The sequence below is a fragment of the Pseudomonas artemisiae genome (assembly GCF_057128685.1).
Map to the genome: position 1 here is coordinate 337,196 of NZ_JBSKHS010000001.1, position 12,640 is coordinate 349,835.

Consider the following 12,640-nt stretch of genomic DNA (forward strand, 5'->3'; position numbering starts at 1 on the left):
CTGTTTTTTTCGCACGACCGAGCCACGCCATGCCCCGCTTCGATAACGCCTTCGCTCAACTTGACCTTATCCGCCAACCTGAGCAGGTCGACGAACCGTTGCAGGCCTTCGATGCCGCTGATCACTACCTGCTGGAGCACCTGGCCAACCTGAACCTGCCCGCCAGCGCGCGGGTGCTGATCCTCAACGATGCCTTTGGCGCGCTGGCGGCCAGCCTGATCGGCCAATTCAATGTGACCACCAGCGGGGATTCCTATCTTGGGGCGCTGGCCCTGGGCAAGAACCTGGCCCGCAACGGCCATGCCTTCGACAGCCTGACCCTAGTGCCCGCCAGCGATCCTCTGAGTGGGCCTTTCGACCACGTACTGGTACGTGTACCCAAAACCCTGGCGCTGCTGGAAGAGCAATTGATTCGGCTGCAGCCCCACCTGTGTGAAGGCGCGCAGGTAGTGGCTGGCGCCATGCTCAAGCACTTGCCCAGGGCCGCGGGGGATTTGCTGGAACAGTACATCGGCCCGGTGCAGGCCTCATTGGCGGTAAAAAAAGCTCGTTTGCTCACAGCCACCCGTGCTGCTCGCGCGCCAGCCACCTCCCCCTACCCAACTCATTATGTGCTCGATACCCCGCCACTCACGCTGATCAACCACGCCAATGTGTTTTGCCGCGAAGGCCTGGACATCGGCACCAGGGCCTTCCTGCCTCACTTGCCCCGCAACCTGGGCCAGGCGCGAGTTGCTGACCTTGGCTGCGGCAATGGGGTACTGGGTATCGCCAGCGCGCAGCAGAATCCCAATGCCCAGTACACCCTGGTGGATGAATCCTTTATGGCCGTGCAGTCAGCGCGGGAGAACTGGGCGGCGGCCTTGGGTGACCGCCCGGTGGCTATTCACGCTGGCGACGGCTTGGCAGGCCAGCTCGCCGGGTCGCTGGACGTAGTGCTGTGCAACCCACCCTTCCACCAGCAGCAAGTGGTGGGGGACTTCCTCGCCTGGCGCATGTTCCAGCAGGCCCGCGAGGCCTTGGTACCCGGCGGCGCGCTTTATATCGTGGGCAACCGGCATTTGGGTTACCACGCCAAGTTGGCGCGGTTGTTCCGGGGGGTCGAGCAGGTGGGGGCCAATCCTAAGTTTGTGGTGTTGAAGGCGCGCAAGTAATGCTATGGAAATTGGCACGCCAGCCGGGTTACAGCTGGCATGAATTTCACATAAGCAATGTTTTCCTCAATGTATATCTGATAGAAAGGCCGCGTCAGTACCAGATTATGCAAAGGCGGCACTGTAAATCGGAACTTTAGCCGAACCTTGCCAAGCCCCCACTTGAATAATTGTTCTGGCAGCATCAGATAATGATTACCAAAAATGTAATCCATTGCGGGCAAGGCTGCCTGAACGCAGACAGGTGAAAAGAGTGGCCCGTTAGGCTCTCGCAACAATACGATTTCTTCAGCTGAGTACACCCCAGGCGTATTCAGCAAATCAGTTGCTAGCAGGATACGGGTAAAGCTTTCCAGGTCCTTTTTGTCAGCCATTACCTGGCCGTACGCAAAAGCAAAAGACATAAAGCACAATAGGGGCAAATACAGTAGCCAAGTCATTGGCTTCTTGAGGCGTTTGAGCCCAATATGTGCCAGAAACATTAGCGTCATAAGCAAGGGGGCGACGCCTACAAGCACCCGGGCGCCAAGGTTGTTTTCCATATTGTACAAAAATAACAACACACCCCCAACGGACAGGGCCACACCCGCTATGCAAGCCAGGCAGAGGCCAACATGCATCCAGCGCAACCCAGGCGCACGTTCTACTTTCCATACGCGTAATACCACTACGGCAAAACCCGCTCCGGCAGCGATAGCCAGGCCAATAAAGACACCGGCATTGATGGGGGTGATGAATAAGCCTACTTTCTCGACGATCAGCGTAAGACGCTCAGACCACTGTCCGAAAGAGGGCCATATCAACCCGCCCCTGTCTCGCGTAAGCGTGGTATAGGCGGTGCACCGATAGATGATCATCGCACCCACCAGGCTGGCTCCATGACGCATAGCTGTTTGCCAGGCTTGGCGCCCTCCCGCTTTATAAGCAACTTGCAGAACGTTCAAGCAAGCGAGGCCTGAGAAAACGTTCAACGTTGCCTGATGAGTGCCTGTGGCAGCTGCAATCAATAAAGCTGGGATACACCAACGTAATACGCGTAAGCGATGGGTAAAGCTGATGGCAAGCAGGATAAAAGCAATACCTACGCTAATAGTAAAACCATCGTAGTGATAGGACATTACCTGCAGGTAGAACGGGTTATACCAGAGCGGCAGTAAAATAGCACAGTGTATGAGCGTTGGCCGTTCGAACCAATGAGTGGCCAGCCTCGCCATGCCATAGGCCATGGCCAGCATGCCTACCAATAAAGTTAGCGGAAAAACGTCAAGCGCGGCTGTGGTTTGAGTCAATATATACAGCAGGTAATCACCAACGATTCGGCCTTCTTCTTGCCATAGCGTGGAGGTAAATAGGCTGCGGGCCGTGTCGTCTATATAAGGATAATTGTTGATGATCAGGGGCAGACTGTAGAGCAACATTGCGGCAAACAAAAAAAGCCCGGCCTGCCACGGCAGTAATTCTCGAGTTGTTATTTTCAGTATAAAGGAAGCCTTTTTACTCATGCGTAACGCCCCCCACACCCTGGATGGTGGTAGCCGCCGCCCCGTGCCGAGCTACGCTGTCCACCAAATAGCGCGGCCTCGACTTCGCCTCGGCGTATATACGCCCAACGTATTCACCCAATACCCCAATACCAATCAATTGGATACCGCCTAAGAACAACAAAGCGGCCATCAACGAGGAATACCCGGCCACGGCGTTACCCCAAAGCAGCATGGAAACCACCACCCAGGCGCTATACAGCAAGGCGGCCAGGGCAATAACCACGCCTATGTAGGTCCATACCCGCAAAGGTAAGGTCGAGAACGATGTAATGCCTTCTAGGGCGAAGTTCCAGAGCTTCCAGCCGTTGAACTTGGTGGTGCCCGCTACCCGCTCGGGGCGGCTGTATTCGACGATTGCCCGGCGCCCGCCTACCCACTGCATCAAGCCCTTCATAAATAGATTACGCTCGGGCATGGCTTTTATCTGCTCCACGGTTTTGCGCGAGAGCAAACGGAAGTCACCAACGTTTTCTTCGATCTTGTTAGGGCTCATGGCGTTGTGAACGCGGTAGAACCATTGTGCGCTCTTGCGCTTGAGCAGGCTGTCGGCGCTGCGGTCCATACGCTTGGCCAGCACAATGTCGGCCCCGGCTTGCCAGCGCGCTACCAATTGTGGAATTAGCTCAACCGGGTCTTGCAGGTCCACATCCATGGGGATAATCGCAGCGCCCGTGGCGTATTCCAGCCCCGCTAGCAAGGCGGACTCTTTACCGAAGTTACGGCTGAGGTTGATCAAGGTCACCAAGGGCTCGGTGGCGAGCAAGTGCTCCACTGCCGCAACGGTACCGTCGCTGCTGCCGTCGTTGATAAATACAACTTCGATCTCGTAGGGCTGGCCTAGGGCAACAGCCTTCACTGCATTGAAAAACAGCGGCACGGCGTCCTGTTCGTTGTATACCGGCACTACCAGCGAGATCAGCATGGGGTGACCCCTGTTTTGAACACCACCCTGCGGGCATAGGCATACCCCACCCCTAGACTTACCGCCGAAAATATCACTGCCGTTAACAATGGCGGCGCGGCCAACCATTGCCCCATCCAGCCGATGCCCAGGGCCAATAACCCCATAAAACCCAGGTAAAGAAGATACCCCTTGCGTGACTGTGGTGCATTGAAGGTCCAGACAGCGTTAATTGCGTAGCTAACGCTTACCGCTATTAGAAACGCCGTGAGGTTGGCGAGGCTTTGGGTGGTACCGGCTTCATACAGCAGAGCGAAAAACACCCCCCAGTGAACCAAGGTATTGAGCACGCCAACGCAGGCGTAACGGGCAAATGAGGCAAAAGAAGGTAACGACACCGGCACGGTCCATCCCTAGACTGGGTAGCCGTGCAGAGTCTAGAAAAAGGCAGGAGGAAACATAACCTAGCAGTTTGCTAGGTACGGCCCAGGCATTGCACCTGGGCCGAGCCCATCAATGGCTGCGCATGCCTGCCGCTGCCATGAACAATCGCAGCAGCCCGGCCACCACGCCGAGGCTGACTACGCTCAGCACCCAGATCAACACCAGCCAACCCAGCCGCTGCCATAAGGGTTTTTTCACGTCGGGCGTTTGCATAAGCAGGAACCTCTAGTGATAGCCGTCTTCAGTGGTCACCTTGCCGCGGAACACGTAGTAGCTCCAGAAGGTGTAACCCAAGATCAGCGGCAGAATGAACAACGTACCTACCAACACAAAGCCTTGGCTCTGCGGTGGCGAGGCGGCCTCCCAGATGCTGACCGACGGCGGAATAATGTTCGGCCATAGGCTGATACCCAAGCCGCTGTAGCCCAAGAAGATCAACACCAGGGTCAACACGAACGGGGTGTAGTGCGCTTTACGCGCTACGGCGCGGAGTAACCCGATGGTCGCGAGCACCACCAGCACCGGCACCGGCATAAACCAGAACACGTTTGGCAGGGTGAACCAACGCTGAGCGATGGCCGTGTGGGCCAGCGGCGTCCAGAGGCTGACCGCGATCACCAAGGCCAACATCAAGAGGGTCAGCGGCCGTGCCAAATGGTGCATGCGCGCTTGCAGCTCGCCTTCGGTTTTCATGATCAGCCAGGTGCAACCGAGCAGGGCATAGGCGGCGATCAGGGCCAGGCCACAGAACAGCGAGAACGGCGTGAGCCAATCGAACGCGCCCCCGGCGTAGGTCCGCCCCACCACTTTGATGCCGTCGATATAGGCACCCAAAGCAACGCCCTGAAAGAAGGTGGCCAACAGTGAACCGCCAATGAAGGCTTTGTCCCAGATATGACGCTTGTCGGTGCGGGCCTTGAAGCGGAATTCGAACGCCACGCCGCGGAAGATCAAACCGATGAGCATGAGGATCAACGGCAGGTACAGCGCCGAGAGCACCACCGAGTAGGCCAGGGGGAACGCGGCGAACAGCCCTGCCCCGCCCAGTACCAGCCAGGTCTCGTTACCATCCCACACCGGCGCCACCGTGTTCATCATCACGTCACGGTCGTGCTCTTGGGGCGTGAAGGGGAAAAGAATCCCGATCCCCAAGTCGAAACCGTCCATCACCACATACATCATCACACCGAAGATGATGATGATGGCCCAGATCAAAGATAGATCGATGCCCATGGGTCAGTTCCTCTCGCCAGGGGTGGCATGGTGGTCTTCAGGGGTTTCTTCATGGGCGGCGGACAGCGGCCGGGCCGGAGTACGTTGTTGCCCAGGGCCACCATGACTGTGCGGGGCGACAGTGGCCGGACCGCGGCGCACCAGGCGCATCATGTAGCCGAAGCCCACGCCGAAGACGGCGAAGTACACCAGCACGAACAGCCCAAGGGTAAAGCTCATCTGGCCCACATCATGGAAGGACGAAGCATCCTTGGTACGCATAAGGCCATACACCACCCAGGGCTGGCGCCCGATCTCAGTGGTGAACCAGCCGGCGAGCAATGCAATCAGGCCGGAGGGCCCCATGAACAAGGCCACGCGGTGGAACAGGCGAGTGTCGTACAGCTTGCCACGCCAACGTAGCCACAGGCTCCACAGGCCGACCGCGATCATCAACATGCCCAGGCCGGCCATGACCCTGAACGACCAGAACACAATGGTGGAATTGGGCCGGTCTTCAGCTGGGAAGCTCTTGAGGGCGGGGATCTGCTTATCGAGGCTGTGAGTCAGGATCAAGCTGCCCAGGTAAGGCACCTCCACCGCGAAACGGGTCTTCTCAGCCTTCATGTCGGGCCAGCCGAACAGAATTAACGGCGTAGGCCCGTCGTCGGTATTTTCCCAGTGGCCCTCGATCGCAGCGATTTTCGCTGGCTGATGCTCCAGGGTATTGAGCCCGTGCATGTCACCGATCATGGCCTGGATAGGCGCGACGATCAGTGCCATCCACATGGCCATGGAGAACATCTTGCGCACCGCGGGGCTATTGCGACCGCGCAACAGGTGCCAGGCCGCCGATGCGCCCACGAAAAACGCAGTGGCTACAAAGGCCGCCGTGGCCATGTGGGCCAGGCGGTAGGGGAATGACGGGTTGAAAATCACCGCCAGCCAGTCCACCGGGATCACTCGACCGTCGACGATCTGGTAACCCTGGGGCGTGTGCATCCAGCTGTTGGAGGCCAGAATCCAGAAGGTCGAGATCAGCGTGCCGATGGCCACCATGACCGTGGCGAAGAAGTGCAAGCCGCGGCCCACACGGTTCCAACCAAACAGCATCACGCCTAGAAAGCCCGCTTCCAGGAAGAACGCCGTAAGCACTTCATAGGTGAGCAGTGGCCCGGTCACGGCGCCCGCGAAGTCCGAGAAGCGGCTCCAGTTGGTGCCGAACTGATAAGCCATCACCAAGCCGGAAACCACCCCCATGCCGAAGTTGACCGCGAAGATTTTTGACCAATAGTGGTAAAGCTCGCGGTACACGCCGTTGTTCGTCTTGAGCCACAAGCCTTCCAACACCGCCAGGTAACTGGCCAAACCGATGGTGATGGCAGGGAACAAGATATGGAACGACACGGTAAACGCAAACTGAATGCGAGCGAGGTCTAGCGCCTCTGAACCGAACATAGGGTTTCCTCTAACAGGCGAAGCGGAGCGCGGCATTGATGCACATCAATGACTCTCCATAGAGTAGCTCTGTTCCATGCAACCAGGCCTGTGGTGCAGTGCCGCGTGACCGATTGACACACCCGCCCAGAACGGCAGGTTTAATGCAAGCGAAGCAACTTCTTGTTACAGATGAGTGATAATCTGCAGCCCCCCCGCCCTTTTGAGGCCACCGCCCTTCATGGCTACCGACGCTCCCCCGCTACTTAGGCACCACCGCCCCTTTCTCGCGTTCTGGCTAGCGCGGGTCTGTACTGCCAGCGGCTTTCAAATGCTCACTGTGGCCATCGGTTGGCACTTGTACCAACTCACCGGCAGTGTGCTGGACCTGGGGCTGGTCGGCCTGGTGGAGTTCGCGCCACGGGTGCTGTTTATGTTGCATACCGGGCATGTGGCAGACCGTTATGACCGGCGCAAGGTAGCGGCCATCTGCCAAAGCCTGCAGGCGCTGGTGGCACTGGCGTTAGTGCTGGGCAGCGGCACGGGCAATGTCAGCCGCGAGATGATTTTTGTGCTGGCGTTTTGCTTGGGCGGTGCCCGCGCTTTCGAAATGCCCACCACCCAGGCACTACTGCCTAACATCGTGCCGCCGGGGCTGTTCCCTCGAGCAGTGGCCGCGTCGGCGTCGGCCATGCAAACCGCGACCATCGTCGCGCCAGCCTTGGGCGGCTTTCTCTACGCCTTTGGCAGCGTGTGGGTGTACGGGCCCACGGTGGTGCTGTACCTGTTGGCGTTGAGCCTGATGCTAAGCCTGCCCAAGCGTGACACGCCTTTGCCCACAGGCCGGGCCACGTTGGATTCGTTGCTGGCGGGGATTCGGTTTATCCGCAGTCGGCAAGACATCCTTGGGGCGATTTCTCTGGATCTGTTCGCTGTATTGCTCGGTGGCGCCACCGCCTTGCTGCCGGTATTCGCCCGGGACATTCTGCTGACTGGCCCCTGGGGGCTGGGGCTGTTGCGCTCCGCACCCGCGGTGGGGGCATTGCTGATGTCCTTCTGGCTGGCGCGCTTCCCCATCGAGCGCAAGGTGGGCCGGATCATGTTCGCTGGCGTGGGCGTGTTCGGGGTGGCAACCATTGCCTTCGGCTTGTCCACATCCTTCTGGTTCTCGCTGGCGACCCTGGCGGTACTGGGCGCGGCGGATATGATCAGCATGGTGATCCGTGGGGCCTTCGTGCAACTGGAAACCCCCGACGCCATGCGTGGCCGGGTGAGCGCGGTCAATGGATTGTTCATTGGCGCGTCTAATCAACTGGGTGAGTTCGAATCTGGCCTGACCGCCCACTGGTTCGGTACGGTGCCGGCCGTGGTAATCGGCGGTGTAGGCACACTGGTGATTACAGGCACCTGGATGAAGCTGTTCCCCAGTTTGGCGAACCGGGACCATATGCAGGCCCCCGTCGAAGAAAAGCCTGTCGCGGTATAAAGGGGCGGTTCTCAAGCCAGGCTCAGCCTCACAGGCTCTGGGGCTGAGCCTGGCTTGGGCAGCATTAGCCGAGGAGTTTATCCAGGGTAATGGGGTAGTCCCGCACCCGCTTGCCGGTGGCATTGTAGATGGCATTGGATACCGCCGCCGCCACGCCCACCAGGCCGATTTCCCCTACACCCTTGGAGCCCAAGGCGTTGACAATGGTGTCGTGTTCTTCCACGAAGATCACGTCGATGTCGCCTACGTCCGCCTGTACGGGAACGTGATACTCGGACAGGTTGTGGTTCATATGCCGGCCAAAGGCGTGGTCCGTGAGGGTTTCCTCATGCAGGGCCATGCCAATGCCCCACACCACCCCGCCCAGGATCTGGCTACTGGCGGTTTTGGGATTCACTACACGGCCTGCCGCTACCGCATTGACCACGCGGGTTACGTGAACGGTGCCCAGGTCTTCGTCTACCTCGACCTCAACGAACACTGCCGAATGCGTGGCGGTGCTGTAGTCCTCGCGCTTCTTGTCCGGCTCTGCGTCGATCTGTACTTCCAGCGCATCGGTACCACTGGCATGCACCAAGTCACTAAAGCTCAACTGGCGTTCGCCCCACACCAACGCGCTGTCGGTGAACTGCACCCGGTCCATGGTCAGGGTAGCGAACTCAGGGTCGATGCTGGCGGCGGCAGTAAGCATTTGCTTATGCAACGCTTCGCATGCCTGCTGCACTGCGGTACCGACCGATGAAATGGTGAACGAGCCACCTTGCAGGGGCGCGGTGGGCAGGGACGAGTCGCCCAAACGAATGGTAACCCGCTCGGGTGGCAGGCCGGCGGCCTCGGCGGCAATCTGGGTCAGTGCGGTATAAGTGCCGGTACCAATGTCGGTGGTCGCGGTGCTTACCGTCAGGCGGCCATCCTTACCCAGGCTGGCGCGGGCGCTGGCAGGCATTTGCATGGCCTCCCATACTCCACCGGCCATGCCATGGCCCACCAGCTTTTTACCCTTACGCTGGCTACGGGGTTCGCCATTGCGGCGGGCCCAGCCAAAGCGCTCACGGCCTTCGTTGTAACAGGCGATCAAGGCCTTACTGGAATAAGGCTTGCCTTCGTTAAGGTTACTTTCGGCGAAGTTAAGCTCGCGGAAGGTCACCGGGTCCATGTTCAACTGCTCGGCTAGTTCATCCATGGCGCACTCAAGGCCAATTAGGCCCAAGGCTGCGCCAGGGGCGCGCATGTCCAGCGGCGTATACAGGTCTACCTGCACCAAGTCATAGCTGAGCTTGACGTTCTCGCAGTGGTACAGCATGCCGCTCCACTCCACCACATGCTCGGTGAATTTCTCGAAGCGCGAGGTTTGCCCAGTGGCGTGGTGTGCCACGGCAACCAGCTTGCCGCCCGCATCACTGGCCAAGCGTACATTTTGTACCGTGCGCGGGCGATAACCGAAGGTGAACATCTGTTGACGGGTCAGGGTAACCCGCACGGAACGGCGCAGCTTGAGCGCCGCCATAGCCGCCAAGGGCAGTTGATACTGTGGGCGCAAGCCAGAACCGAACGCACCCCCTACGAAGGCAGCCAGTACCCGAACTCGGTTTTTTTCCAGGCCCAGCGCCTGGCACAGGTAGGTTTGGCAGTTCTGGGTGCCTTGGGTTTTGTCGTGTACTTCGAGCGTGCCGTCGGCCTTGTAGATCACCGTGCTGGCATGGGGCTCCATGGGGTTGTGGTGCTCAATGGGCGTCTCGATGGTCACATCGACCTTATACGCCGCGGCGGCATAAGCGGCATCAAAATCACCCCGGGGTTCTGGCAATTCGGCAGGTGCCGGCTCGGCCTTGGAAAACTCAGCGCGCAGGTCCGAGCACCAGCTATGCTCCACGTACTCTATGTTCACCAAAGAAGCAGCGTGGCGCGCCAGCTCCAGGTTTTCCGCAATCACCAAGGCTAGCGGTTGGCCGTTGTACAGCACGCGGTCGTTATACAGAGGGCGGAAGGGCTTGCCGTCAGCGGCGTCATCGTCGCTATAGTCTTCGTCATCACCGGCCATGGGCGGGCGGTTGCCGTGGTCCATGACCTCGATCACGCCTGGCAAGGCCAAGGCGGCGCTGGCATCGATGCGCACCACTCGGCCGGAGGCGATGGTGCTGGAGACCACGCTGCCGTATAGCAGGCCTTCTTCCGGGTATTCGCCGGCATAGCGGGCCTGGCCTGTGACTTTAAGCAGGCCATCCACACGGTCCATGGGTTTACCGATTGCATTCATGCGCGTGCCCCTCCCAGTGCGGCTTCATCCAAGGCGCGGACGATCGCCCGGCGCGCCAGTTTTACCTTGAAGGCATTGCCTTCCAGGGGTTGGGCATCTTTGACCATGGCATCGGCCGCGGCAGTGAAGGTTTCATGGCTGACCGGCTGACCCACCAAGGCCACTTCCACCGTTGGGTTGCGCCAGGGTTTGTGGGCCACGCCGCCCATGGCCACGCGTGCGGTGCGGATCACGTCACCGTCCAGTTCAAGCGCCACGGCCACGGACACCAGAGCGAAGGCATAAGACCTGCGATCGCGCACTTTTAGGTAATAGCTATGGGTAGTGAAGCGCTCGGCAGGCAGCTCTATGGAGAGGATCAGCTCGTTTTCGGCCAGGGTGTTGTCCTGTTCCGGATGGTCACCCGGCAGGCGGTGAAAATCGCCGAAGTCGATAACACGAGTGCCGCCCGGGCCTTGCACTTCCACTCGGGCTTCCAGCGCGGCCAATGCCACGCACATGTCAGAAGGGTGAGTGGCGACGCAATGCTCGCTGCTGCCGAAAATCGCATGGATGCGGTTAAGGCCTGTGCGGGCCGGGCAACCCGTGCCGGGCTCACGCTTGTTGCAAGGCATGTCGGCGTCGTAGAAGTAGTAGCAGCGCGTGCGCTGTAGCAGGTTACCGCCAGTGGTGGCCATGTTACGCAGCTGTGGTGAGGCACCGGCAAGGATCGCCTGGCTCAATAGCGGGTACTGGGCCTTGATCAGCGGGTCATAGGCCAGGTCCGCATTGCTTACCAAAGCGCCCACACGCACACGGCCGTCGTCTAGCTCAGTAATGTCACCCAAGGGCAAGCGGGTAATATCAATCAACCGCTCAGGCCGGGCCACGTTTTCCTTCATCAAATCCAGTAGGTTGGTGCCACCGGCAATAAAGCGGCTACCTGGCCGGAACTGCGCCAGGGCCTCGTTCACATCGGTAGCGCGCACATAGTTGAAGGGGTTCACAGCGCATCCTCCCCAGGGGCTTGCGCCACTTCTTCGATGGCCGAGAGGATGTTGCCGTAGGCGCCACAGCGACATAGGTTGCCGCTCATTTGTTCGCGGATGTCATCGGTGGAGGTGGCGCGGCCTTCCTTAAGCATTCCCACCGCCGAGCACAACTGGCCGGGCGTGCAGTAACCGCATTGAAAGGCATCGTGCTTGATGAACGCGGCTTGCAGCGGGTGCAAGGTATCGCCTTGGGCCAGGCCTTCTACGGTGGTAAGGGAAGCGCCATCGCACATTACCGCTAGGGTGAGGCAGGCATTTACCCGTTTGTCGTTCACCAGCACGGTACAAGCGCCGCATTGACCGTGATCGCAGCCTTTTTTACTGCCTACCAAGTCCAGCCGCTCTCGCAGCAAGTCCAGCAGGGTTGTCCAAGGCAACACATCCAGCGTTTGCGGTTGGCCGTTAAGGGTGAACTGGATGGCGTGGCTGGCGTAGCAGTCCACGCCAGCACGGTCTGATAGGGCGCTCATTAGGGGGAAGCCTCACGGTCGGTCGCGCAAGTCTGTGTGCCTGCGTCTGTACCTGTACGACTTTTTTCGAGCCCGGTTCGTTCACTGGGCGAGCGCTTGCTCGCGAGCGGCTTAGGTCACACTCACAGGCCCGGCGGGGATCATGGAGCGAATACGAAAGTGCCCGCGGCCCTCGCGCTCAAGTTGTTCCAGGGCCCAGCCCTTGGGTTGGACCTCCCGGCCTTGGGAGGTGGTATACCCAAGCACCAGTAACAGCCAACCGTTTTCTTCCACGCCAAGGAGGGAACCCCTGGCGCGAACCCCATCGGAAAAATGAAGCTCACACCGCGTCACGCCTGCCATGATGGAGGGCAGCTTGCAGCCGGTAATACCGCCACTGGCACCTGGATACAGCACGGTAGAGGCTACGTTGAGGATAGTGATCAGGGGAATCGCAGCCGTCATATTGGCGCCTTACTACATGCTGCTGGAATTATCGCTTGGAGCATCGAGACGTAACTAAGGTTTCGCGCCAGACAGCGGCGCTCATTCTCTTCATGGCCTACCATGGAAACCATAAAACAACCCCAGCCAGGACTGACCAGCGGCATGGGTTTTATTGTGATAAACCCGCACACGGCTGCGCTATCCGTTCACCGGTGCCCCAGCGGCTGGTATGATGCGCGGCTTTTTTGGGCCCCTTGACGCAGCGCTGCTGTATTGAT

The 12,640-nt window shown here is 59.3% G+C and carries 12 protein-coding genes; 2 read left to right on the top strand and 10 right to left on the bottom strand.

The features are described 5' to 3' along the window. Nucleotides 1-29 precede the first annotated feature (29 nt). Nucleotides 30-1,154: a methyltransferase gene (locus ACWKV4_RS01530; RefSeq protein WP_483830363.1), complete on the top strand. Its 1,125-nt coding sequence runs from the start codon at nt 30-32 to the stop codon at nt 1,152-1,154. Between the two features lie 2 nt (nt 1,155-1,156). Here the strand turns inward: ACWKV4_RS01530 and ACWKV4_RS01535 are convergent, their stop codons facing one another. The 6 genes from ACWKV4_RS01535 to ACWKV4_RS01560 all read right to left on the bottom strand — a co-directional run bounded on the left by ACWKV4_RS01535 (nt 1,157) and on the right by ACWKV4_RS01560 (nt 6,713). After that, a complete protein-coding gene (locus tag ACWKV4_RS01535) occupies nt 1,157-2,656 on the bottom strand; it encodes a glucosyltransferase domain-containing protein (RefSeq protein ID WP_483830364.1) in 1,500 nt (499 codons plus the stop codon). Continuing rightward, the gene (locus tag ACWKV4_RS01540) at nt 2,649-3,620 is read right to left on the bottom strand and encodes a glycosyltransferase family 2 protein (protein WP_483830365.1); all 972 of its coding nucleotides are present in this window, start codon (nt 3,618-3,620) and stop codon (nt 2,649-2,651) included. The genes ACWKV4_RS01535 and ACWKV4_RS01540 overlap by 8 nt, the downstream gene beginning before the upstream one ends. Beyond that, complete coding sequence (locus tag ACWKV4_RS01545; RefSeq protein ID WP_483830366.1) at nt 3,614-3,997, bottom strand: GtrA family protein; 384 nt, start codon at nt 3,995-3,997, stop codon at nt 3,614-3,616. The genes ACWKV4_RS01540 and ACWKV4_RS01545 overlap by 7 nt, the downstream gene beginning before the upstream one ends. 115 nt (nt 3,998-4,112) lie before the next feature. Continuing rightward, nucleotides 4,113-4,256, bottom strand: coding sequence for a DUF2474 domain-containing protein (locus ACWKV4_RS01550; RefSeq protein ID WP_483830367.1), 144 nt, complete (start codon nt 4,254-4,256; stop codon nt 4,113-4,115). Nucleotides 4,257-4,268: 12 nt separating this feature from the next. Then, a complete protein-coding gene (gene cydB / locus ACWKV4_RS01555) occupies nt 4,269-5,276 on the bottom strand; it encodes a cytochrome d ubiquinol oxidase subunit II (protein ID WP_483830368.1) in 1,008 nt (335 codons plus the stop codon). Nucleotides 5,277-5,279: 3 nt separating this feature from the next. Further along, on the bottom strand, nt 5,280-6,713 hold the full coding sequence (locus tag ACWKV4_RS01560; protein ID WP_483830369.1) for a cytochrome ubiquinol oxidase subunit I: 1,434 nt from the start codon (nt 6,711-6,713) through the stop codon (nt 5,280-5,282). A 220-nt stretch (nt 6,714-6,933) separates the two neighbouring features. On the opposite strand from ACWKV4_RS01560, the gene ACWKV4_RS01565 reads away from it, so the two are divergent. Then, nucleotides 6,934-8,178, top strand: coding sequence for an MFS transporter (locus ACWKV4_RS01565; RefSeq protein WP_483830370.1), 1,245 nt, complete (start codon nt 6,934-6,936; stop codon nt 8,176-8,178). 64 nt (nt 8,179-8,242) lie between these two features. On the opposite strand, the gene ACWKV4_RS01570 is transcribed toward ACWKV4_RS01565, so the two are convergent. The 4 genes from ACWKV4_RS01570 to ACWKV4_RS01585 all read right to left on the bottom strand — a co-directional run bounded on the left by ACWKV4_RS01570 (nt 8,243) and on the right by ACWKV4_RS01585 (nt 12,380). Next, nucleotides 8,243-10,435, bottom strand: a complete 2,193-nt coding sequence (locus tag ACWKV4_RS01570; protein WP_483830371.1) for a xanthine dehydrogenase family protein molybdopterin-binding subunit — start codon at nt 10,433-10,435, stop codon at nt 8,243-8,245. Further along, the gene (locus ACWKV4_RS01575) at nt 10,432-11,421 is read right to left on the bottom strand and encodes an FAD binding domain-containing protein (RefSeq protein WP_483830372.1); all 990 of its coding nucleotides are present in this window, start codon (nt 11,419-11,421) and stop codon (nt 10,432-10,434) included. Before ACWKV4_RS01575 ends, ACWKV4_RS01570 begins: the two co-directional genes overlap by 4 nt. Then, nucleotides 11,418-11,936 (bottom strand): (2Fe-2S)-binding protein, encoded by a 519-nt coding sequence (locus ACWKV4_RS01580; RefSeq protein WP_483830373.1) that lies wholly within the window; start codon nt 11,934-11,936, stop codon nt 11,418-11,420. Before ACWKV4_RS01580 ends, ACWKV4_RS01575 begins: the two co-directional genes overlap by 4 nt. 111 nt (nt 11,937-12,047) lie before the next feature. Continuing rightward, the gene (locus tag ACWKV4_RS01585; RefSeq protein WP_483830374.1) at nt 12,048-12,380 is read right to left on the bottom strand and encodes a hypothetical protein; all 333 of its coding nucleotides are present in this window, start codon (nt 12,378-12,380) and stop codon (nt 12,048-12,050) included. Nucleotides 12,381-12,640 lie beyond the last annotated feature (260 nt).